This is a genomic window from Alteromonas lipotrueae (assembly GCF_019249215.1).
GTDB classification, from domain to species: Bacteria; Pseudomonadota; Gammaproteobacteria; order Enterobacterales; family Alteromonadaceae; genus Alteromonas; species Alteromonas lipotrueae.
Genome location: NZ_JAESDI010000001.1, coordinates 221292 through 244216, shown reverse-complemented (window position 1 = coordinate 244216; position 22925 = coordinate 221292). Strand labels below are relative to the sequence as shown.

18 protein-coding genes and 2 tRNA genes are annotated in these 22925 nt (G+C 44.4%); 13 read left to right on the top strand and 7 right to left on the bottom strand.

The genetic code is table 11. From position 1 onward, the window contains the following. Positions 1-94 precede the first annotated feature (94 nt). The 4 genes from JKP82_RS01055 to betI all read left to right on the top strand — a co-directional run bounded on the left by JKP82_RS01055 (position 95) and on the right by betI (position 5671). Entirely contained in the window at positions 95-742 is a 648-nt protein-coding gene (locus tag JKP82_RS01055; RefSeq protein ID WP_159529410.1) for a carbonic anhydrase, read from the top strand. Between the two features lie 35 nt (positions 743-777). Then, the gene (locus JKP82_RS01050) at positions 778-2415 is read left to right on the top strand and encodes a SulP family inorganic anion transporter (protein ID WP_159529412.1); all 1638 of its coding nucleotides are present in this window, start codon (positions 778-780) and stop codon (positions 2413-2415) included. Positions 2416-2600: 185 nt separating this feature from the next. Further along, a complete protein-coding gene (locus tag JKP82_RS01045; RefSeq protein ID WP_218395498.1) occupies positions 2601-5015 on the top strand; it encodes a TonB-dependent receptor domain-containing protein in 2415 nt (804 codons plus the stop codon). Positions 5016-5089: 74 nt separating this feature from the next. After that, positions 5090-5671: a transcriptional regulator BetI gene (gene betI, locus JKP82_RS01040; protein WP_232370582.1), complete on the top strand. Its 582-nt coding sequence runs from the start codon at positions 5090-5092 to the stop codon at positions 5669-5671. Positions 5672-5835: 164 nt separating this feature from the next. Here the strand turns inward: betI and JKP82_RS01035 are convergent, their stop codons facing one another. Both JKP82_RS01035 and JKP82_RS01030 read right to left on the bottom strand, forming a co-directional pair. After that, positions 5836-7914: a M13 family metallopeptidase gene (locus tag JKP82_RS01035; protein ID WP_159529416.1), complete on the bottom strand. Its 2079-nt coding sequence runs from the start codon at positions 7912-7914 to the stop codon at positions 5836-5838. Then, on the bottom strand, positions 7911-9185 hold the full coding sequence (locus JKP82_RS01030; protein WP_218395495.1) for a GNAT family N-acetyltransferase: 1275 nt from the start codon (positions 9183-9185) through the stop codon (positions 7911-7913). Before JKP82_RS01030 ends, JKP82_RS01035 begins: the two co-directional genes overlap by 4 nt. Positions 9186-9289: 104 nt before the next feature. Here JKP82_RS01030 and JKP82_RS01025 point away from each other — a divergent pair, with 104 nt between their 5' ends. The 9 genes from JKP82_RS01025 (at position 9290) to JKP82_RS00985 (ending at position 17431) form a co-directional block, all read left to right on the top strand. After that, positions 9290-9739: a regulatory protein RecX gene (locus tag JKP82_RS01025; RefSeq protein ID WP_159529420.1), complete on the top strand. Its 450-nt coding sequence runs from the start codon at positions 9290-9292 to the stop codon at positions 9737-9739. A gap of 231 nt (positions 9740-9970) precedes the next feature. After that, positions 9971-12568 (top strand): alanine--tRNA ligase, encoded by a 2598-nt coding sequence (gene alaS / locus JKP82_RS01020; protein WP_159529422.1) that lies wholly within the window; start codon positions 9971-9973, stop codon positions 12566-12568. Between the two features lie 133 nt (positions 12569-12701). Beyond that, complete coding sequence (gene csrA / locus JKP82_RS01015; RefSeq protein ID WP_013785064.1) at positions 12702-12893, top strand: carbon storage regulator CsrA; 192 nt, start codon at positions 12702-12704, stop codon at positions 12891-12893. 282 nt (positions 12894-13175) lie between these two features. Beyond that, positions 13176-13266, top strand: a tRNA-Ser gene (locus JKP82_RS01010). Positions 13267-13307: 41 nt separating this feature from the next. Beyond that, positions 13308-13384, top strand: a tRNA-Arg gene (locus tag JKP82_RS01005). A gap of 191 nt (positions 13385-13575) precedes the next feature. Continuing rightward, complete coding sequence (locus JKP82_RS01000) at positions 13576-14052, top strand: acyl-CoA thioesterase (protein WP_159529424.1); 477 nt, start codon at positions 13576-13578, stop codon at positions 14050-14052. A 162-nt stretch (positions 14053-14214) separates the two neighbouring features. Then, positions 14215-14475, top strand: a complete 261-nt coding sequence (locus tag JKP82_RS00995) for an OadG family protein (RefSeq protein WP_159529426.1) — start codon at positions 14215-14217, stop codon at positions 14473-14475. A gap of 25 nt (positions 14476-14500) precedes the next feature. Next, positions 14501-16297, top strand: coding sequence for a sodium-extruding oxaloacetate decarboxylase subunit alpha (gene oadA, locus JKP82_RS00990; protein WP_218395493.1), 1797 nt, complete (start codon positions 14501-14503; stop codon positions 16295-16297). A 3-nt stretch (positions 16298-16300) separates the two neighbouring features. Next, positions 16301-17431, top strand: a complete 1131-nt coding sequence (locus JKP82_RS00985) for a sodium ion-translocating decarboxylase subunit beta (RefSeq protein WP_013785060.1) — start codon at positions 16301-16303, stop codon at positions 17429-17431. 160 nt (positions 17432-17591) lie between these two features. Here the strand turns inward: JKP82_RS00985 and JKP82_RS00980 are convergent, their stop codons facing one another. From JKP82_RS00980 to JKP82_RS00960, 5 genes are read right to left on the bottom strand one after another with little or no spacing between them, the layout of a single operon-like run. Next, entirely contained in the window at positions 17592-18398 is an 807-nt protein-coding gene (locus JKP82_RS00980; RefSeq protein ID WP_159529430.1) for an ATP-binding cassette domain-containing protein, read from the bottom strand. Continuing rightward, entirely contained in the window at positions 18395-19390 is a 996-nt protein-coding gene (locus JKP82_RS00975; protein WP_218395491.1) for a peptide ABC transporter ATP-binding protein, read from the bottom strand. Before JKP82_RS00975 ends, JKP82_RS00980 begins: the two co-directional genes overlap by 4 nt. A gap of 1 nt (position 19391) precedes the next feature. Next, complete coding sequence (locus tag JKP82_RS00970) at positions 19392-20285, bottom strand: ABC transporter permease subunit (protein WP_159529434.1); 894 nt, start codon at positions 20283-20285, stop codon at positions 19392-19394. Beyond that, positions 20272-21303, bottom strand: coding sequence for an ABC transporter permease (locus tag JKP82_RS00965; RefSeq protein WP_201299238.1), 1032 nt, complete (start codon positions 21301-21303; stop codon positions 20272-20274). Before JKP82_RS00965 ends, JKP82_RS00970 begins: the two co-directional genes overlap by 14 nt. Then, on the bottom strand, positions 21300-22922 hold the full coding sequence (locus JKP82_RS00960) for an ABC transporter substrate-binding protein (RefSeq protein WP_218395489.1): 1623 nt from the start codon (positions 22920-22922) through the stop codon (positions 21300-21302). The genes JKP82_RS00965 and JKP82_RS00960 overlap by 4 nt, the downstream gene beginning before the upstream one ends. Between the last annotated feature and the right edge of the window lie 3 nt (positions 22923-22925).

Genomic DNA, 22925 nt, shown 5'->3' with positions numbered 1-22925 from the left:
GTGTAGGCTATCACGAGCTGGTATATTAAACTATTAATCTATCAGGCGACACTGGCGCAGACAGTAAAAAAATAATTATTCAATGGAGATATTTATGGATCACGTTATTTCAGGTGTAGCTAAATTCCAGAAAGAAGTTTATCCAGGAAAAAAAGCAGCTTTCCAAAAACTGGCGAACGGTCAGAACCCAGAAGTGCTTTTTATCACGTGTTCAGACTCTCGTATAGATCCAAACTTGGTAACGCAAACCGAGCCGGGTGAATTGTTTATCTGTCGTAACGCGGGCAACATCGTGCCGCCGCATAGCAACCAAACGGGCGGTATGACTGCCTCAATCGAATTTGCTGTTGCAGCACTAGGCGTTACGCATATCGTTGTTTGTGGACACACAGACTGTGGTGCAATGAAAGGCGCATTAAAGCCAGAAGGGCTTTCTTCATTGCCGCACGTTAAAGAATGGCTGGGCCATTGTCGCGCTGCGACTGAAGTTGTTAAAGAGCGTAGTGGTTGTTCTGAACTAACCCACGATCACCTAGAAGATGTAACGAAAGAAAACGTGGTACAGCAAATTCAGCATTTACGTACACACCCTGCTGTTGCCGCAAAAATTGCGAACAAACAAGTTACGCTTCATGGTTGGGTTTATAATATAGGTAGTGGCGAAGTGTTGTGCTACAACAGCGAGTCTGGTGAGTTTGAGGTAATGGATCAATCTCACGCAGAAGCGCAGCTTAAGCGATAAGCACTTTTGCGCGATAAGAATTTAGGAAACATTTCATGTTTAAGTTAAATGTAAGTAATTTACGTGGTGACATCACCGGTGGTTTAACCGCCGGTATTGTTGCTTTGCCGCTAGCCTTAGCGCTAGGGGTAGCCTCAGGACTTGGTCCGATGGCCGGCCTTTATGGCGCTATTGCGGTGGGTTTCTTCGCCGCGTTGTTTGGTGGCACACCCTCACAAATCTCTGGGCCTACAGGGCCTATGGTTGTTGTATTAGCAGGTTTGTTTGCCAGCCTCTCAGGCGATGCAAGCTTGATCTTTACCGCAGTTATACTCGCCGGTATTTTTCAAATTATCTTCGGCTTCTTAAAAGTTGGGGAATATATCCGCCTAGTTCCATACCCTGTTATTTCAGGCTTTATGTCGGGTATTGGTGCCATTATTATCATTCTACAATTAGGCCGCCTGTTGGGGCATGAGCCTCCAGGTGGCACTATTGGCGCATTAAGCTATCTACCCACAGCACTTGCAGATATTAATTTTGCAACGCTAGGCTTAGGTATTGGTACATTAATCATTGCCTACAAATGGCCTGCGTCACTAGGTAAATATGTGCCGGGTGCGCTAGCAGCACTTATCATTGGTACTCTTGCAAGCTTGGCGTTATCTGTACCTATCTTAGGTCAAATTCCTACGGGCTTACCAAGCATCCAAATGCCAGTATTCGAGCAAGGTACAGCATTATTAATTTTAGAAGCTGCGTTTATTCTTGCAGTACTTGGCGCTATCGATAGTTTGTTGACGTCATTGGTAGCAGACAACATGACCCGTACCCGTCACGATAGTAATAGAGAGTTAATCGGTCAGGGTATTGGTAACACTGTAGCGGGTTTCATTGGTGGTATTGCGGGAGCAGGTGCAACCATGCGAACGGTTGTGAATATTCGTAGCGGTGGTAAAGACCGTATTTCGGGTATGGTTCACGCATTGGTATTACTTGCGATAGTCTTGGGTCTTAGCCCGCTCGCGGCGCAAATTCCTCATGCTGTACTCGCTGGTATTTTGGTTAAAGTGGGTTTAGACATCATTGATTGGAGCTACTTGAAACGTGCTCACAAGGGGCCTCGTTGGGACTTCGGTCTGATGATTTTGGTACTTGCACTAACTGTGTTTGTCGACCTTATCACTGCTGTGGGTGTGGGTGTGGTATTTGCGGCTTTAGCTTACGTACGTCAAATTGCTCAGTTGCAACTTGAAGAGCTTCGCAAAATTCCAGAGTCACTTAACGATCCAGAAGAGAATGCGTTACTTGAGTCGCTTAAGGGCAAGGTCTCTATATTCAGCTTCGGTGGTCCATTGAGTTTTGGTGCCGCTGCTGATGTAGGTCACCATGTACGAGACAACGTAAAAGCGGGCTCAAAGGTGATGATCTTAGATTTCAGTCGTGTGCCTACTGTGGATGTGTCTGCAGCAATGGCGGTAGAGACAGTGACCGTGGATGCCATGGCGGCAGGTAGACAATTAGTGATTTGCGGTGCTAATACCGCGGTGAACGAAGTGTTAGAAAGTATCTGTGTGAATCATCCAGGTATCGTTATTTACGACAATTTGCACGATGCATTGCTTTATGCGAAAAAAAAAGTGACGCAACCACCAAATCAAGAAGTTAATTTTAACGCGATATCACAATCTTAACTTACTGATAATTAAGTTATTTAATAAAGGTCCTTCTCATGAAGGGCCTTTTTTTTGCACTTTTTTCATCGCCTGTCACTTTTTATTAATTGAATGTTCAATTTAACTTAACGTAACTGTCACATCCGCTTTTTAATCTACTTGGGTGAAAAACACTCAAGTAGATTAAAAAGGGAACAATACACATGACGCGTTACCATCTTATTGCACTTAGTGTGCTGGCCGGTTTATCAGGCACATCGAATAGCCACGCCGAAGCTATAGCCGAAGATAAATCTAATGAAATAGAAGAAATTACAGTTGTTGGCCGAAGCGTGTCATACGCTAATAACGCCGCCTCTGAAGATATGCAAAAACAACAAGCTAATTTAAGCAGTGTGCTTGCTGTGGTAGATAACTTACCGGGTGTGTTAATTAACGAAGGGGACACATTTGGGGCCGATGATTGGTCCACTTCTATTGTTATTCGTGGCTTTCAAGTTAACCTAAACGAACAACAAATTGGCATGACAGTAGATGGTATTGCCAACGGAAATTCAAATTATGGCGGTGGCGCTAAAGCAAACCGCTATATCGATACCGAAAACTTACAAACCATCGAAGTATCGCAAGGTACGTCCGATATTGCTTCTCGCTCTCACGAAGCGCTGGGTGGCACCCTAAACTTCACTACTATCAATCCTAGTGAGGAAGAAGGCTTTGTTGCGAGTGTTACGGCGGGTGAATTTGATGCGTCAAAATACTATGTGCGTTATGACACTGGCGAGATCTTAAAAGATACGTATGCCTGGATTAGTCTTTCTACACAAGAAAGCAGTGATTTCATGGATCAGGTAGCTGAAAACACCCGTGACCATCTAGCGCTGAAAGTTACCTCTATGGTGGAAAACGTTGCGTTAACTGGTTACGTCTCGTATGACGATACCCATGAAGATAACTACCAGCGTATCTATAGCCTGGAACAATATGCGCAAAACCCTGACTGGGATCAGCTTACCAGCGAGTGGACGGGAATTCCTTACCAAGATCAATCTTATCGTCGAGGCTGGTCTACGCTACGGGAAAACCTATTGGCTTACTTAAAAGCTGAATTCTCTGTTGGCGCGGTCGATATTTCTACTAGTGCCTATTATCATGAGAACGAAGGGCGTGGTGATTGGGTACCGCCTTACCTTGTAGACGTAAAAGATGACGGCACTGAAGGTCATTCAGAGTTGGTCAATGGGAATACGGTTTACGGTGGGAGCGCACTTGGCAATATTTATTTTGTCGACCGCGATGGCATGCAGCTTTCTCCTATTGCTGGCTGCGCAAGCTCAATTACTTTTCCTTATGGTGGCGCGGGCGCACAGTACGATCCAAGCTGTCATGAACAAGGTGCAATTCCCGTTGGCTCATACCGACACACCCACTACAACAAAGAACGTATCGGTTTTAATGCAGATGGTATCTGGTACGCTAAGTTAGGTGAATTCGATAACACGCTTCGCTTTGGTTTATGGTGGGAAGATTATGAGCGTGATGAATACCGAGATTGGCATAAAATTACCGACTCAGTGATTGGTTACGATTTTAATAACTCGCCTTACTGGGTACAGTATGACCGCAGCTTCCCAGTTGATACTCTAATGTATTATGTAGAAGACGAAATTGATTTCGGGGTAGCGAAAGTACGTCTAGGCGCTAAGCGTTTCAACGTTGATATTGCTAAAAACGATAATTTCGACAGCGCTAACAACCTAGATGTTAATTCTGATTCTGACACGCTATTTTCTGCCGGTTTTGTTGCGCCTATCGCAGTAGATGGCTTGGAACTCTTCGCTGGTTACGGTGAAAACTTCGCTTCAATTAAAGATGCACAACTTGAACGCGACGACACGGATTTACGCTTCATTGAACCAGAAACCGCAGAGAACATTGATGTGGGTCTTCGTTATTCAAGTGCTAAATTCAATGCTAATATTACTTATTACACCATTGAGTTTAATAACCGCATTCAATTCACCAGCAATGAAACTGCTAGCGGCATCGACTTCTTAGAAGCCGCGGCAGGTGGATATAGAAATGTGGGTGGTATTGAGTCTAGCGGTTTTGAAATGTCTGCAGACTTTGCGATTACCGATAACCTTACTGTATTTACGTCACTAACATTAAGCGAGTCGGAATACATTGAAACCATTGGTGGCACGGGTACGCAGTATGACTCACTGGCTAGCGCACAAGCCGCTATTGCCGATACTACTAACGCTGAGTCTTCACTGGTAGCCGTAAAAGGAAATACGGTTATTGGTACGCCAGATACCATGGCAGTTATTAGCCTAGACTGGAGTAAAAACAATTATTTCGCAGGTATATCGACAAAGTATGTCGACTCTCGTTTCATCGATATTTACAATACGGCTGAAGTAGATGACTATTTAGTTAGCGACCTTTATATTGGTGGTTACATTAGCAATATAGGTCAAGGAATGGAAGAACTTGAAGTTCGCTTAACCGTAAACAACGTGCTAGATGAAGATTATGCGTCTACCATTGCCCCTAATGCATTTTGGATAGGTGCGCCACGCGCGGTTGCCATTAATGCGCGTTTAACGTTTTAAGTCACTGTAAGACGAGCTTCTGTAACGCACATTTCGAGTGCGTTACAGCGGTTCATACGGTATGGAGTAGTTACATGCCTAAAGTAGGAATGGAGCCCATTCGAAAGAAACAGCTAATTGATGCCACCTTGGTGGTCATAGCTGAGTACGGGTTTCACAGCGCCACAATTAGTTTAATTAGCAAACAAGCGGGTCTTTCAAGCGGTATTATTAGCCATTACTTCGGTGGTAAGCAGGGGTTAATTGAAGCCGCTATGCGATACCTGCTTGAAAAGCTTAAACTCCAAGGGAGTTTTAGTAGTCATTTAGAGCGTATTGACACCATTATAGAAAGCAACTTTTCGGTTGAGCAGCAAGAGTCATCGGCAACGAATACATGGCTAAACTTTTGGGCTTTGTCGTTACATAATGAGGGCTTACATAGACTTCAGCGCATTAACCACAAACGATTAGAAAGCAACCTAACTTATAGTTTTACAAAGCTTATTCCTAGGGAGCATGCGAAAGAGGCAGCATTGTCTACCGCAGCCATGATTGATGGTTTTTGGTTACGTAATGCCCTTGAAGGTGAAGAGCAAAATACTAAGGAAAATGTGACTAAGGCAAGCAATGCAGTTAAGCGTTATGTACGATTGGTGCTATCTCAATATCAATAAACCGGTGTCTTATTACCAGTAAAATCGGTATGTAAGTCGCCGGGAAGGTGACGTTAAAAGCGAAGGTGACGTTAAAAGCCTTTAGTCATAAAAGCTGCAATTAAAAATTACTGTCATCAACGAAGCCCACACGGACCAAACGTCCGCATGGGTATCAATTTACGTTACCAAATACGAACACGCTCTTCTGGCGGAAGATACAAGTCATCGCCAGGTTGCACGTTAAAAGCTTCATACCAGGCGTCGTGGTTGCGTGGGGCTTGTGCACGGTAACGACCCGGAGCATGCGTTCCACCACGTAGCTGGTTTAACATGCTTTCCTCTGTACGCTTTTCACGCCACACTTGTGCCCATGCAAGGAAGAAACGCTGATCGCCAGTTAGGCCATCAATAACCGGCGCTTCCTCACCATTTAAGCTTAGTTTGTAAGCATGATAAGCCATCGATAAACCACCTACATCACCAATATTTTCTCCTAAGCTATTACGGCCATTAACGAAGTTACCTTCAATCGGCTCATATTGGTTGTATTGCTCGGCTAACATGTCGGCTTTTTTCTCAAATGCCGCGCGGTCTTCGTCAGTCCACCAGTTACGCTGAATACCATTAGCATCAGACTTAGAGCCCTGATCGTCAAAACCATGGCCCATTTCATGGCCAATAACCGCACCAATTGCGCCATAGTTCACTGCGGCATCAGCGTTAGGATCGAAAAACGGCGGCTGAAGAATAGCGGCAGGGAAAACAATTTCGTTAAACGAACTATTGTAATACGCGTTAACCCGTTGCGGGGTCATGCCCCAACGCTCACGGTCGGTTTTTTCTAGCTCTTTCGCAATGCCTTCAGCTTTGAAAAATTCTCTAAGGTTGCGCACGTTTCCTACCAAGTCATCGCTGTTAATGGTTAGGCCGTCGAAAGATTGCCATTTGTCGGGGTAGCCAATTTTAGGGCGAAACGCCATAAGCTTTTCTTTCGCGTTAACCTTGGTATCTTCACCCATCCAATCAAGGTTATCGATACGCTCATTTAGTGCAGTGCGTAAATTTTCAACCAGCTCTGCCATTTGTGCTTTCGAACTTTCAGGGAAATACTCAGTAACGTATATCTTACCAATGGCAAACCCTAAAGATTCAGTACCAGCCATTTGGCTGACAGCTCGTTTCCAGCGAGGGCGAGGCTCTTGCTGACCACTTAACGTAGTGCCATAGAAATCAAAGTTGGCTAAATAAATATCTTCCGATAGTAAGCCTGCGTTGTTTTTAATGGTGTGGTAAGTCAGGTAAGCCTTCCAGTCATCAAGGCTGGTCTCATTGATAATATCAATGACATCTTTGATAGGCTCAGGTTGGGTGATATTAAGTTCAGGGGCTTGAAAGCCGGTTTGTGCTAGAAAAGTGTCCCAATCAAATTGAGGATAAGCATCGGTAAGTTTACTGCGTTCAATTTGATTCAATGTAAGGTCGCGGTCGCGGCGTTTTTCACGCGGCCACTGGATGTTTGCTATTTCGGTTTCAAGTTGAAGAATAGTGGCTGCTTCCTCTGCGGTATTTTCAACGCCTGCAAAGTTTAACATCTGTTCAATGTGCGCAAGGTAAGCTTCACGAATTTTTACGAACCTTTCGTGATCGCTAATGTAGTAATCGCGATCGGGTAAGCTAAGGCCACCAACACCAACGCTAAGCTGGTACTCATTAGGATCTAAACGGTTGTACCACATGCCAGTATCAATAGGAGAGCTAGCACCGGTGAGCCAGCTTTTACCAAATACTTCGGTCAAATCTTTAGTTGAAGCAATAGCATCAATAGAGGACAACACATCAGAAATAGGTGTAAGGCCTTTTTCATTAAGGGTTTCTACATCCATATAGGCGACGAAGAAATCATGAACAAGCTGCTCATCAGCGTTCAAGTTTTCTTTTTCCATTAACCCGTCAATAATATTTTTAACCTGCTCTTCACTGCGCTCGGCCAGGGCAGTAAAAGCACCAAATCGGGTTTTATCTGCAGGAAGCTCGTAATTGTCGTACCAGGTACCGCCAGCGTACATGAAGAAATCATCGCCAGGTTTAACCGCTTCGTTTCGGGCAGATAAATCTACGCCAAATGAACCGAGTTCAGCCTGACCCATTTCTTCTTCCATCGCCATCTTGTCAGCTGCTTGTTGTTTATTTTGTTCTGGCTGACCACAGCCTGCTAAACCCAGCGATGCTGCTATGGCTAGCGCGAGTAGTTTTTGTTTCATATCGTTTTCTCATTATGATTATTCACCGCTAATAAAGGATTAGGGGTGTTTGTCGTTTTAAGGGTAGGGGTTATATCGTTATTAAAAGGTAAAACATCTTGGGCCTGATTGAAATAAGCCACAATATGTTCTGATTCTTGTTGTAAAAATGATGCTACAGCATCATGAAAGGGGGCCGAAAATAGTTCATGTTGCGATTGGCAGTAGATAGGTTCAAACCCGCGAAGGATTTTATGCTCGCCTTGAGTGCCGGGGTTAAAAAGTGGAAGCTTTTTTTCAATGGCAAAAGCAATACCTTCAAAATAACAGCACGCAAAATGTAAGCCGCTGACTTCCTCTAACGCGCCCCAATACCTGCCATATAAGCCAGTATCATCAAAAAAGAACAAAGCGCTGGCTATAGGAGAGTCATGTTTGTATGCAGTGACAATAAGCATATTCTTGGCCATGGTGTTACGTAACTGCCGAAAAAACGTCTCGTTTAAGTAGCCTGTATGCCCGCTGCGCTTTAAATACGTTGCTTGATAACACTGCAAGAAAAAATCGAGGACCTCATCGGTTATTTCACTGCCGGTTAAATGGCGGTAGTGAATGCCTTGTTCAACAAGCTTTCGCTGTGTTTTTTTCATGTCTCGGCGCTTGCGTGATGTTAGCGCATTCAAAAAACTGTCGAAATTGGTATATTGATAATTGTGCCATTGAAATTGAACGGCGTAGCGGGTGAGCAAGCCTGAATGATTGGCGAGTAACGCTTGAGTGCGGCTATTAGTAAATAGCCAATGACAGGAAGAGACGGCTTCTTCGCCCATGGACTGCACGGTTTGAGAAATAAGGGCTAAAAGCGCGTCACTAAAGGGCGCCTTTTCATGCGTTAGTATTCGCGAACCAGAGACCGGCGTGAAAGGAATAGCGGCAACCCATTTCGGGTAATAAGGAATACCATGTTGATGATATGCATTTGCCCATGAATGGTCGAATACATATTCGCCGTAACTGTGCGTTTTTAAATAGCCGGGTATAATGGCTATTACCGTGCTTTCAACTGACGCGGAGAGTGTCTCTTCGTTAATCGAGGCTTGGTCATTAATAGGCACTTGCTCAATTAAAAGGTGCTGCGGTATCCAGCCTGACGCTTCATCGCAGCACGCGCTTTGTTCTAGCGCATTTAAAAAGTCGTAACGTAAAAATGGGCCTTCGCCTTCGGCAAGCGCATCCCATGTAGCTTGGGGAACATCCGACACCGCACTGACAACTTTTACCTTATATTCCATGCTTACGTTTACTTTATTCACTTTCGTTCAACGACGCTAAAGATTACCATTAATAGTAATATAACGAGATTGAAAAGTATTTTAAGAAGGTTTCGATTAATAAAATGTCAGAATTTGACAGGAAATTCATTACCGACGCGATTACCCGCATGCTTGCACGACGAGAGCATAGCTTTTCAGAGGTTTGCCGCAAGCTTTCACAAAAAGGCATCGAAAGTGATGCTTTTATGCCTGTACTGGAAGCCTTTAGGGAGGCAGATATTCAAAGTGACGAGCGGTTTGCCGAAAGTCGTGCCCGCGCTCTGTATATGAAGGGCTCTGGGCCAAGAAAAATTAAACTCGATTTGCAGCAATACGGGGTAGATGAACTTGCCGCTGAACGCGCCCTTGATGAAATAGAACCTGACTGGTTTGAAAAAGCAAAATGGGTTAAAGATAAAAAATTTGGCCACTTCAAAGAAACCGATTTTAAGCTACTGATGAAGCAAAAGCAGTTTCTCCAATATCGAGGTTTTTATAGCGAACACATCGAATTTGCCGTCAAGGGTGAATAAAAATCGCATAAAATTCATTTATGCCCTTTATAACGGGTATAAAAGGGCTTATTTATACTGCTAGAGCAGGCTATGGGCTTAACAAAAAAGCGCTAACCATGGTATTGTTGCGCACATCCGTGCGAGGGTATGAAATGCACCTTAAACTAGGCAATTGATAGAACGATTAATCTGCCAGTGGCATCAATCCCGCACATTTTCATTCAATGTATTAAGGAAGTTAGGTTTTCAATGACATTATCAACTGCTGACTTACGCCAAAAGTTTAAAGATTATTTCAAGAGTCATGGTCACCAGCCCGTGGCTAGCTCGTCTCTCGTGCCAGCAGATGATCCAACCCTTCTTTTTACTAATGCGGGAATGAACCAGTTTAAAGATACGTTTTTAGGTGCGGAAAAACGCAGTTATACCCGTGCGGTTTCTTCTCAGCGCTGTGTTCGTGCTGGTGGTAAGCATAATGATTTAGAAAACGTTGGTTATACCGCCCGTCACCATACTTTCTTTGAAATGCTAGGTAACTTCAGTTTTGGTGATTATTTCAAAAAAGAAGCCATTGAGTTTGCATGGAATTTCTTAACAAAAGAAATCGGCCTTCCCAAAGAAAAGCTTCTGGTTACCGTTTATTCAGAAGACGAAGAGGCCTTTGATATTTGGGAAAACCACATTGGTGTTCCCAAAGAAAAGATAATCCGTATCAGTACATCAGATAACTTCTGGTCTATGGGTGACACGGGGCCATGCGGTCCGTGTTCAGAAATATTTTACGACCATGGGGCGCATATTTGGGGCGGGCCTCCAGGAACACCAGAAGAAGATGGCGATCGTTTCATCGAAATCTGGAACCTGGTATTCATGCAATACAACAAGCAAGCTGATGGCACGATGGAACCATTGCCTAAGCCGTCTATCGATACCGGTATGGGGCTTGAGCGTATTTCAGCTATTTTGCAAAACGTGCATAGCAACTACGAAATCGACTTATTCCAAAACCTAATTCAAGCTGCGGCTACAATTGTTGGCAGCGAAGATTTAGAGAATAAATCTTTACGGGTTATCGCTGATCACATCCGTTCTTGTAGCTTCCTAATTTGTGATGGCGTAATGCCTTCTAATGAAGGCCGAGGCTATGTGCTTCGCCGCATCATTCGCCGTGCAGTACGTCATGGTTACCAGTTAGGTGCCAGCGATATTTTCTTCTACAAACTAGCATCGGCACTAAGCAAAGAAATGGGTGAAGCTTACCCAGAGCTTGTAGACCAATTACCGGTAGTTGAAAAAGTATTACGAGTAGAGGAAGAGCAGTTTAGTAAAACCTTAGCCCGTGGTATGGCAATGCTAAACGATACGCTAGAAACCCTTGAAGGTGACACTATTCCAGGTGACGTGGTGTTTAAGCTTTATGATACTTACGGTTTCCCCACAGATTTAACTAACGATGTTGCCCGTGAGCACGATTTAAAAATTGATGTGGATGGTTTTGAAAGTGCAATGCAGGCGCAGCGCGCCCGTGCGCAACAAGCCAGTAACTTTGGTGCCGATTATAACAATACGCTTACTGTAGACCATGCGACATCATTCACGGGTTACAGTGATGTTGAAGGCGAAGCAAATATTGTAGAGCTTATTGCCGATAATGCGTTTTGTGAGCGTTTAGAAGACGGTCAGGAAGGGGTCGTAGTATTAGACCAAACGCCTTTCTACGCTGAAAGTGGTGGACAGTCTGGTGATAAGGGTGTGCTTCGGGTAGCAAATGGCGAGTTTGTTGTTACCGATACCCAAAAAATGGGTAATGCTTTTGCGCATAAAGGGAAAGTGAAGGGCACCATTACAAAAGGTGAGCGAGTTACTTCTGCGATTGATAATTCAAACCGTGATGCTGTGAAGAAGAATCACAGTGCTACACACTTACTTCACGCAGCACTTCGCGAGACGTTAGGTGACCATGTCACGCAAAAAGGTTCATTAGTAGAAGCGCAGCGTATGCGTTTCGACTTCTCTCACTTTGAAGCGGTAACACCCGCTCAGCTTATTCAGGTTGAGCGCAGAGTTAACGAAGAAATTCGTGCAAACCATGCGTTGAAAACCCAACTAATGGATTTAGATGAAGCCAAAGCATCAGGCGCAATGGCATTATTCGGTGAAAAGTACGACGAGAAAGTACGTGTAGTCACTATGGGGCCTTTCTCTGTAGAACTATGTGGTGGAACGCATGTTAACCGTACTGGCGATATTGGTTTATTCAAAATCACCAGCGAAGCGGGTATAGCATCAGGTGTACGCCGTATAGAAGCAATTACCGGTGAGCAAGCGCTACACTATGTTCAAGACCAGCAAGCAACGCTGATAGCGCTGTCTGGTTTGTTAAAAGCCGATACGCAAAACCTGGTTGAACGTGTTGCTGCGGTGCAGGCTCATACTAAAGAATTAGAGAAATCTCTCACTTCTGCGACACAAAAACTGGCGAGTCAGCAAGGTGCTGATATGCTTAGTAACGCTATTGAAATAAATGGTGTAAAAGTACTTATTGCTAAGTTGGAAGGTGTTGAAGCAAAATCACTGCGTTCAATGATGGATGATATTAAAAACCGAATTGGCGAAGGCATCGTAGTATTAGGTGTGGCAAGTGAAGATAAGGTCAATCTTATCACTGGGGTGACGAAAAACCTTACCGGTAAAGTGAAAGCAGGCGAGCTGGTTAACTTTATTGCCGCACAGGTTGGCGGAAAAGGGGGAGGTCGCCCTGATATGGCTCAAGCGGGTGGCGATAAGCCAGAGCATCTAAGCACTGCATTAGAATCAGTTAACGCTTGGTTAGAAGATAAGCTATAATCAAATCTGAAACTTGCAGTGAGTTTTTGAAGTGACACAGAAACATGGAATCACTGTTGCTACCGTCGGGTCGTGCCGATGAGTGGCGGAGTAATTAAGGATATGTTCAGTATTAAGGAACAGGAGCAAGCGAATGCTTATTTTGACTCGTCGAGTTGGTGAAACACTTATGGTTGGTGATGATGTAACTGTCACTGTACTAGGTGTTAAAGGGAATCAGGTCCGAATTGGTGTGAATGCACCAAAAGAAGTTTCTGTGCACCGTGAAGAGATTTACATGAGAATTCAAGCTGAGAAGGGTGGACAACCTGGAACGGCTGAGTAATCAATCTCTGCACAAAAATCGGTCAGCTTATGCTGGCCTTTTTTGTTTCTGGGCCTTTTTTAAAATTAATTTCAAAAAAAGTAGTTTTTTTTCGAAATTTACTAAAAAGGTTCATTTCGCATTAGTGCGTGCAATCTAAAATTAACCCGCTAGAATTTGATTATAACCTAACCAAAACACAGGTTTTTTGTACGAATCGTACAAAATGACAGCGAGTAAACATTTTTATCTAAAAAAGGTTTGACTCCGGCCAGTGAATCCGTAAAATGCGGCACCACTTAAGGAGAGGTGGGTGAGTGGCTGAAACCAGTTCCCTGCTAAGGAACCATACCTAATACTGGTATCGAGGGTTCGAATCCCTCCCTCTCCGCCATTGTTCGTTGATGGTGTGACGGTCAACAAAAGTTTTATTGCGCGTGTGTAGCTCAGCTGGATAGAGTACCTGGCTACGAACCAGGCGGTCGGAGGTTCGAATCCTTCCACACGCGCCATATAAGAAAACCCACCATCTGGTGGGTTTTTTTATTTCTGCTGATTAACTTTCTATTCTTTTACAAATCTGCACAATTCGCTTCAACCTAACTATACACTTTAGTCTCCTATCGCTGCCTTGCACTAACTCCTGTTCGAATTATGAACTAACATTTGAAAACAGCAGTTTCTCTATGAAGGTGTAGTACTAATGTCACTTGCAACAATAACATTTCAATTTTTAGCGGAACCTACCGACGTGAACTTTGGTGGTAATGTTCATGGTGGTGTGGTGATGAAGTGGATAGATCAGGCGGCCTATGCCTGTGCGGCGCAGTGGTCGAAGGAATATTGCGTTACTGTATCAGCCAACGGTATTCGTTTTATTAAACCAATTAAAGTGGGGCAACTGGTAAAGTTAACCGCCTCTATTGTGCACACAGGTACCTCTAGTATGCATATCTATGTTTCTGTTAGTTCTGGTGAAGCAACAGAAAGTAAGATGACAGTCGCCAATCGCTGCTTCATCTCCTTCATGGCGATTGATAAAGAAGGTCGTCCGGTTCATGTACCTTCTTATACTCCTCAAGATGAGAACGACTTCCAATTAGAGCTCGTTGCCATGCATGCTAAAAATTTCGCTAAACAACTTGATATGGATTTCACGGAAACCACAGGAGTTCATTAGGTATGTTTTGTGAAAATATATCCATTGGCTTAGCATAAATAGTTAGTTTATTGGTATTTAATAGCATAAAGTGTGATTTTATATGCATTTCACTTGCTTTTGGGTTGTGTTTTACAACTTCACATGATACTTATTCACAACGAAATTTTTGAAGAGTTCACCATGGAAACAGAATCAGTTACCAGTTTGCTGTTTGAAGCCGGCTCACTGATGCTTATAGGAATGGTATTTGTTTTTTCATTCTTAGCATTGCTAATCGTCGGAATTCACCTAATTGCAAAGTTTTGTGAAGCATTCCCTGGCGAAGCTGCACCGCAGTATGCTGCACCTCGAAGAAAAGCGGTTCAAGCTGGTATCGATGGTAAGGTTGTTGCTGCTATTACCGCTGCTGTTCATACTCATCGTCAAGCCAATAAAAATTAATTAAACAAATCATTCAGGAGTTACCATGTCTAAGCCACTGGCCTTAACCGAGCTAGTCTTGCGTGATGCCCATCAATCGCTACTTGCTACGCGTATGCGTATAGAAGATATGCTGCCTATTGCCGAAAAACTGGATAAAGCAGGTTTTTGGTCTGTTGAATCTTGGGGCGGGGCGACATTTGATTCCTGTATTCGCTATTTAGGGGAAGATCCTTGGGATCGCATTCGCAAGCTTAAAGCGGCAATGCCAAACACGAAGCAACAAATGTTGTTGCGTGGTCAAAACTTATTAGGCTATCGCCATTATGCTGATGATGTAGTGACGCGCTTTGTCGAGCGAGCACATGAAAATGGCGTTGATGTATTTCGTATCTTCGACGCTATGAACGACATGCGTAATCTGAAAACTGCGATTAAAGCCACCGTCGACAGCGGTGCTCATGCGCAAGGCACAATCTCCTACACCGTGAGCCCAGTGCACAACCTTCAGCTTTGGCTAGATATGGCTAAGCAACTTGAAGATATGGGTGTTCATTCTATTTGCGTAAAAGATATGGCGGGGCTGTTAAAGCCTTACGATTGTGAAGTCTTAATTACAGGGTTGAAAGAAACCGTCAGTGTGCCTATTGCTATGCAGTGCCATGCCACCACAGGGTTGAGCACGGCCACTTACCAAAAAGCCATTGATGCTGGCATCGACATGCTCGATACGGCCATTTCTTCAATGAGTATGACTTACGGTCATACCGCGACTGAAACTATGGTGTCTATTGTAGAGGGCACAGAACGAGATACGGGCATGTCATTACCCGATCTTGAAGAAATCGCCAGCTACTTCCGTGGCGTGCGCAAAAAATACAGTAACTTTGAAGGTAGCTTGAAAGGGGTTGATGCCCGTATCTTGCTAGCTCAAGTACCTGGCGGCATGTTAACCAACATGGAAAGCCAATTAAAAGAGCAAGGCGCTGAAGATAAGTTTGAAGAAGTGCTAAAAGAAATTCCTCGCGTACGCGAAGATTTAGGTTTTATTCCGTTGGTCACCCCAACGTCGCAAATTGTAGGTACGCAGTCTGTATTGAACGTACTTACCGGTGAACGTTATAAGAGCATCACCAAAGAAACGGCTGGTGTCCTTAAGGGCGAATATGGCGCTACGGCTGCGCCAGTGAACAAAGAGTTACAAGAGCGTGTGTTAGATGGTGGTCAGCCCATTACCTGTCGCCCGGCAGATAATATTGCGCCTGAACTAGAGAGCCTTGAAACCGAGCTTACTAAGTTAGCATCTGAGAAAAGCATTACGCTGTCAGATGCTAAGATTGACGATGTGCTTACCTATGCCTTGTTCCCACAAATAGGGCTGAAGTTCTTAGAGAATCGTGGCAATCCTGACGCATTTGAACCTGCACCTGGCTCAGAGGCCGATGTGGCAACAAGTGCGCCAGCGGCGGCGCCTGCTTCAGCGACGGGGGCACCGGCGGCTTACGATGTAAAAGTTGAAGGTAAGGTATACCATGTTGAAGTAGCTGCATCGGGGGAATTATCTAGCATAACGCCAAGTCAGCCATCTACAGCAGCACCTCAGACGGCATCTGCTGGTAGTAGTGAAAGTGCCCAAAGCATTAACGCGCCGTTGGCTGGCAATGTGTTTAAAATACTTGTGCGAGCTGGCGATGTAGTGAACGAAGGTGATGTGGTTATTATTTTGGAAGCCATGAAAATGGAAACTGAAATTCGCTCTGCGGTTTCCGGTACCGTTAGTGAAGTACTTGTAGGTGAAGGCGATGCCGTAGCCAGTGCCCAACCACTTATTGCGCTGGGGTAATTCATGGATAAGTTGATGGTGCTGTGGGACAGCACTGCACTGGCGCATTTTGAGTCAGGCCAGTTGATAATGATGGCAGTAGGTTTTCTATTGCTGTTCTTAGCTATTGTGAAAAAGTTTGAACCGCTGTTGTTAATCCCTATTGGGTTTGGTGCCTTGTTAACCAATATCCCATTGGCAGGATTTTCAGAGGCGGGAGGACTGCTTCATTACATTTATGCTATCGGTATAGATACTGGGGTTTTCCCGCTGCTTATCTTTATGGGCGTGGGCGCGATGACGGACTTTAGTGCGTTAATTGCAAACCCTAGAATGTTGCTGTTAGGGGCTGCTGCGCAATTCGGTATCTTTGCAACCTTGTTCGGTGCTATTGCACTCAACATGATCCCTGGCTTTGAGTTTACCCTCAAAGATGCCAGTGCGATTGCTATCATTGGCGGTGCCGATGGTCCAACGGCTATCTTTTTGGCCTCTCGATTAGCGCCCGATTTATTAGGGGCTATTGCGGTCGCAGCTTATTCATATATGGCGCTGGTACCTATTATTCAGCCACCGATTATGAAAGCCTTAACCAGCAAGGAAGAACGCACCATAGAAATGGCGCAATTACGCCCTGTATCGCAACGTGAGAAGATTATCTTCCCACTGGCTACACTGTTCCTCACAATTTTGTTTTTGCCTTCAGCAACGCCTCTAGTGGGTATGTTTTGCTTTGGTAATTTACTGAAAGAGTGTGGTGTAGTAGATAGGCTAAGCAAAACAGCGCAAAATGAGCTAATTAATATTGTCACTATCTTCTTAGGGTTAGCGGTAGGTTCAAAGCTTTCTGCAGAGAAATTTTTAACCGTTGAAACCTTGGGTATTCTTGGTTTAGGTGCTGTAGCGTTTGCTATTGGTACGGCAACAGGCGTGTTAATGGCTAAGCTTATGAGCCGAATGAGTGGCGGTAAAATTAATCCACTCATTGGTGCCGCTGGCGTATCGGCGGTACCGATGGCAGCTAGGGTTGTGAATAAAGTTGGACTTGAAGCAAACCCTCATAACTTCTTATTGATGCATGCCATGGGGCCCAATGTGGCCGGGGTACTTGGTTCAGCTGTTGCTGCGGGTATCTTGCTGGCGCTAGTAGGTTAATGGGAAAGCCTTCTTACTATAATTGGCAACAGGGTGAGGTTAAATAAACTCGCTCTTATGGATAGCAAAATGCGGCCTAGGCCGCATTTTTTATTTAAAGCGCAATGTAAGGGGCGTTATAGAAATAATTCAAGCACCTTCAAAGCAACCTCATCTAACGCTAACTAATGGTATTGTTCGTAATTAACGACTGATAAGCCACAATGAGTTTTTTAGTAATGGCATGTTGGGGCCAACGAAAAATCGTTTCTGTTTTCCCTTCTTCTACAATATTGCCATTTTCCATCACAATGACCCGATCGGCGATATGTCGAACTATTCCCAAATTATGGCTAATAAAAATAAATGCCAACCCCATTTCTTGTTGTAGCTTCAAAATAAGGTTTACCGTTTGCGAGCGTATAGACGGATCTAGGGCCGCAAACGGTTCGTCGGCTATAAGGACTTTCGGCTTTAATATAATGGCGCGCGCGAGGGATACACGCTGTTGTTGGCCGTCAGATAGCATATGACGATAAAAATAATAATGTTCTCGTAGCAAGCCCACTTTTGTCAGCATTTCTTCAATAAGGGATTTACGTTCCACTTCCGTTAACTCTGTGTTTAAACGAAGAGGTTCGTCGAGCACTTTCCCCACGGGCACAGAAGGATTCATCGACTCACTACTGTGCTGCAATATCATACGAATGTCGTGGGTGCGTTTTTGTTGATTGTTGTGTTGGTTGTATTTCGCCAAATATTTGTGACTATTAAGTTCAATAACCCCTTCATCAGCAGGGATAGCCCCTACCAGTAATTTGGCTAACAGTGACTTACCTGCGCGGTTTTCACCAATAATCGCGATAGTTTCGCCACGCTGTACAGTCAGATCGATAGGCCCTAATTCAAATATCTCAGGCTTTTTTAGCCAACGTTTCTTATCGTTATGCCTAAACGTTAATCCATCTACCTGCATAATATCTGTCATAACTTCTCCATATGCAGCGGAAAGTGGCAGTTATAGGTATGGTCGTGAATATATCTTACTGCAGGTCTAGAAACACAAGCACGCTGTGCTCGGGGGCAGCGTGGGCCTAACCGGCACCCAATAGGTAAATGCTGCAATGTAGGAATAGACCCGCCCAGCGTAGGAAGTTGTGACTTAGGGGGTAAATCTTTCCTGAAGCTCGGCGCACTGTCTAACAACGCCTTGGTGTAAGGGTGAAGCGGGCGTTTCTTTATATGCTTCATTTTACCCGACTCTACCGTTTGCCCAGCGTAAAGCACCGTCATCGAATGTGACATACTGGCAATAGCCAGCAAATCATGACTCACAAACAAAATACTTAATGAACGGGTTTGGTTTAAACGAGTAAATAACTTAAGAATTTGCGTTTTAGTGGTTGGCTCCATCCCACGGGTGGGATCATCAGCAATTAACAGTTTCGGCTGAGATACCAAGGCCATGGCGATCATAAATTTTTGCCCAATATCACTGGGAATTTGGTGTGGATAGGCATTTAAATAATGCTTGTGCTGCTTTATGCCCACCTTGTGTACTGTGCTTATGGCTATGCGTTTTCTATGTTGCGCACGTTGCCAAAACCAGTAGCCTTCCACAAATTCATCGGGAATACTTTCTTCAAGCTGTTCACCTAAAGTGGCAGAGGGGTCTAAACTAGTTTGAGGATTTTGAAATACAACAGCAATATCTCGGCGCATCACTTCTCTGCGCTGATATTTAGACATACTTAATAGGTTTTCACCGTTCCAGCTCATGCGATCTGCGGTCATTCTCCACTGCGAGGGCAGGGCACCACAAATGGCAGACACTATTAAGCTTTTCCCCGAGCCAGACTCACCCACCAGAGCTCTAATTTCACCAGTATTAACGGTTAAATTTACCTTGTCGAGAGCCTTAATGGTGGTGTCACCATCCACCATTTCTAAGGTTAAATTTTTAATATCTAGCATGGGCATATTAGTGGCTCACTCTTTTTCTGAGTGCAGAACGTAGTCCGTCCCCCACAATATTTATCGATAACACCAATAAGAAAATCGCAATCCCAGGCAATGCTACATTCCAAGGCGCTAAGTAGGCCACATCAAGTCCATCACCCAAAATAGCGCCAAGCTCGGCCAAAGGTGATTGTGCTCCCAAATTTAAAAAGCCGAGTGCAGATACATCGATAACCGCAATCGATAGTGCCACAGTGCCTTGCACCACAAGCATTTCTGTCATGTTAGGAAGAATAGAATGCACAAACAATTGCCATTTATTCGCCCCATCTAATTTCGAGGCCATAATGTATTCTTTCTTCATTTCAGCGCGCACAAATGTGCGCGTACGATGAACAAATTGTGGAATGAGCGCAAGGGTAATAGCCCACATGCTATTGACTAACCCTGTGCCAAGAATTGCCACGATAATAATAGCAATTAGCAAAGTTGGAATGGCCATTAAGGCATCTAGCAAGTGGTTCACAATACTTGAACGCACTCCCCGTAACATACCTGCAAATGTTCCAATACTCACGCCAATAAGCATGGCAAGCACTACCATAAGAAACCCCGACCCTAATGTAGTGCGGCAGCCATAAATAATACGAGAGAAAACATCGCGGCCAAGGGGATCGGTGCCGAACAAATGGGTTATTGACCCACTGCTTTCCCAACTTGGGGCAATAAGTAACGCATCTATATTCTGTTCCGCCGGGTTATAGGGTGAAACCACAGGTGCGAACAACGAAAAAATCACAAAGAAACCAAGCAAAATAAGACCAACAATCGCAATGTGGCTGCTACGGAAAGCTGCCCAAGTGCGCTGCCAGGGAGATGGATGAAACTCCTCTTCGTATAAACTAAACTGTGGCACGTTCGTACTTTTCTCGGCTAGGATCGATAATGCGGTTAAACAAGTCGACCATAATTGTTAACGTAATAACGAGGGTTGATACAGCCAACATTCCTACACGAAGCGCAGGGAAGTCTCGTTGATAAATTGCTTGAATTAACCAGCTACCAATACCTGGCCATGAAAATAAAGTTTCTACTATCATGGCATTGGTGATGAGTGTGGTAATTTGAATTGCCATCAAGGGCAATATAGGCAGTAACGCATTGCGTAATACATGCCTAAAGAAAATCTGCCATTCAGACACACCTCTAGAACGAGCGGCTACAATATACGGGCGGTGAATAACATCAATGACCGAACGACGGGTAATACGCACCATTGAAGCGGTTGTTATTGCGCCTATTGCCACTGTAGGCAACGCAAGGTGAGAAATAGCATCCCGGTAGGCAAGCCCATGATCGATACCCTCTGCTAGCATAATATCTATAAGTACAAAGCCAGTTACAGGTTTAATATCGAACAATAAACTAATTCGACCCGACAAAGGGGCAATATCAAGATGTAAACTAAAAAATAGGATTAGAATGAGTGCCAGCCAAAATACAGGGAAAGAATACGTTGTAATGCTCAGTGCATTGATAGTGTGGTCGGTGGTAGAGTAACTTTTAAGCCCTGCGTAATATCCCAAGGGGATGCCAACGAAAAGTGCCATCAACATTGCATAGGCGCTGAGCTCGATAGTAGCGGGCATGGCGATACCAATTTCTTCTCTAAGGGGCAATCCTGATGCTAGGCTGTAACCCCAATCGCCTTGTAACAACGACGATAAATAGTAAAAAAACTGTACTATGTAGGGTTGGTCTAGTCGAAATTGGCGCATAAGCGCCTCACGTTGTATCTCGTTCTGCGGCACAATTCCGGTAAGGTTTTCTAGTACATCACCGGGGAATAGATACACCAGCGAGAATGACATGGCGGTTAACACCAAAAGGGTTAAGATAAACAATACACCGTATCGCGATAATATTTGAATCACAGTGATTTACCTACTCCGCCAAATCTAACACCGCCAAACGGGTTTATGGTCATGCCTTCAAGTTCATTTCTATAGGCTTGATAACGATATGCGTGGGCAATAGGCACTAATGGCAATCGCTCGTAAAGCAGTCTATTCACTTGTTGATAGATTAAACGCCGCGCTTCAAGGTCTTCTGTCTGCAACGCTTTATCTAAAAGTTCATCATAATCGTTATCACACCACATGGCGCGGTTAGTTCCAGAGGGTATGGCGCCACAGCTAAGTAATGGTCGGTAAAAATTATCAGGATCGCCATTATCGGCCGACCAGCCTATTAATACCGAGTCATGTAGCCCTTCTTGCAAGTGGCGTCTAAATGTCGCCCAGTCGTAACTAACAATAGTGGCGATAACGCCCACATCTCGAAGATACCTTTGGATAAGCTCTGCCATTTTCGCTGCATTAGGGTTATAAGCACGCTCAATAGGCATGGCCCATATGGTCATGGTAAACCCAGGTTCCACGCCTGCATTTTCAAGCAGCTTTCTCGCTAGTACAGGGTTGTAAGCCGTATCATCCGCATCGTTTTGAAAGGCCCAGCTGGCGGCGGGTAGCAACGTTTTAGCACGGGTAGCACTGTCGAAATAAACCGCTTCTAACAGCGTGTTTTTATCGATAGCCGCGGCCAACGCGCGCCTAACATCAGGGTTGTCGAAAGGTGGGCGCTGGGTATTAAATGCCCAAAATCCCACGTTCAAACCGGGCTTTTCAGCCAATAGTAAATCGTCGCGAGAGCGGATAACCTCTAATTCAGTTTGTGCTGGAAAAGCCGTCGCGTCACATTCACCGGTCATTAACTTAGCCAAACGCAACGAGCTCTTCGGGGTGATATCATAAATTAAACGTTCCGCATTATCTTGCTCACCCCAATACGTTTGGTGACGTTGGTAGCGAATGTAGTGATCTTTTCGGTAGTTTTCGAATTTGAATGGACCTGTACCAATAGGGTATTGATCGATACGATTAGGCAGACCTTGTTGTAACAATGCCTCACCGTACTCTTGTGACAACATCACCGAAAAGTCCGTAGCCAAATTCGCTAAAAAAGAGCTGTCTCTGCGCTTTAGATTTATTTCTACCCTGTACCCGTTTACCCGTTCAACAGAGGCGATATTCTGTGCAAGCCCCAAACTTTCAAAGTACGGGTAACGGCCGCCAGATACGTAATGGTAAGGGTGTGAAGTAAGTCGCCACCTATCAATACTAAAAATGACATCGTCGGCATTAAAGTTTCTGCTCGGCGTGAAATAGCTAGTAGTATGAAACTCTACGTCTTTTCTGAGTTGAAAAGTATACGTTAAGCCGTCATCAGAGACCAACCAGCTACTCGCAATACTCGGTATGATACGGCCAGAATCAGGGTCGAAATCGAGTAACCTGTCATACAACTGATGCGATGACGCATCGGTTGTGGTGCTAGACGTATCTAACTGAGGATTAAACGTCACTGGATTGCTTTCAGAGCAATAGACTAAACCGCTATTATAAAATGCATGTTCATCTTGTTTTGAACAGGCCGCTACCAGCATTACCATAACAACAGTAAAGGCAGCGTAAAAAAGCGGTTTTACAGGCATTCA

Bases quoted from the DNA above. Each gene is read 5' to 3' on its own strand.
- JKP82_RS00975 (WP_218395491.1), bottom strand. From the start codon at position 19,390: ATGCCCATGCTAGATATTAAAAATTTAACCTTAGAAATGGTGGATGGT.
- JKP82_RS00980 (WP_159529430.1), bottom strand. From the start codon at position 18,398: ATGACAGATATTATGCAGGTAGATGGATTAACGTTTAGGCATAACGAT.
- JKP82_RS01035 (WP_159529416.1), bottom strand. From the start codon at position 7,914: ATGAAACAAAAACTACTCGCGCTAGCCATAGCAGCATCGCTGGGTTTA.
- alaS (WP_159529422.1), top strand. From the start codon at position 9,971: ATGACATTATCAACTGCTGACTTACGCCAAAAGTTTAAAGATTATTTC.
- JKP82_RS01045 (WP_218395498.1), top strand. From the start codon at position 2,601: ATGACGCGTTACCATCTTATTGCACTTAGTGTGCTGGCCGGTTTATCA.
- JKP82_RS00985 (WP_013785060.1), top strand. From the start codon at position 16,301: ATGGATAAGTTGATGGTGCTGTGGGACAGCACTGCACTGGCGCATTTT.
- JKP82_RS01050 (WP_159529412.1), top strand. From the start codon at position 778: ATGTTTAAGTTAAATGTAAGTAATTTACGTGGTGACATCACCGGTGGT.
- JKP82_RS01055 (WP_159529410.1), top strand. From the start codon at position 95: ATGGATCACGTTATTTCAGGTGTAGCTAAATTCCAGAAAGAAGTTTAT.
- JKP82_RS01000 (WP_159529424.1), top strand. From the start codon at position 13,576: ATGTCACTTGCAACAATAACATTTCAATTTTTAGCGGAACCTACCGAC.
- betI (WP_232370582.1), top strand. From the start codon at position 5,090: ATGCCTAAAGTAGGAATGGAGCCCATTCGAAAGAAACAGCTAATTGAT.
- JKP82_RS00995 (WP_159529426.1), top strand. From the start codon at position 14,215: ATGGAAACAGAATCAGTTACCAGTTTGCTGTTTGAAGCCGGCTCACTG.
- JKP82_RS00960 (WP_218395489.1), bottom strand. From the start codon at position 22,922: ATGCCTGTAAAACCGCTTTTTTACGCTGCCTTTACTGTTGTTATGGTA.
- oadA (WP_218395493.1), top strand. From the start codon at position 14,501: ATGTCTAAGCCACTGGCCTTAACCGAGCTAGTCTTGCGTGATGCCCAT.
- JKP82_RS01025 (WP_159529420.1), top strand. From the start codon at position 9,290: ATGTCAGAATTTGACAGGAAATTCATTACCGACGCGATTACCCGCATG.
- csrA (WP_013785064.1), top strand. From the start codon at position 12,702: ATGCTTATTTTGACTCGTCGAGTTGGTGAAACACTTATGGTTGGTGAT.
- JKP82_RS01030 (WP_218395495.1), bottom strand. From the start codon at position 9,185: ATGGAATATAAGGTAAAAGTTGTCAGTGCGGTGTCGGATGTTCCCCAA.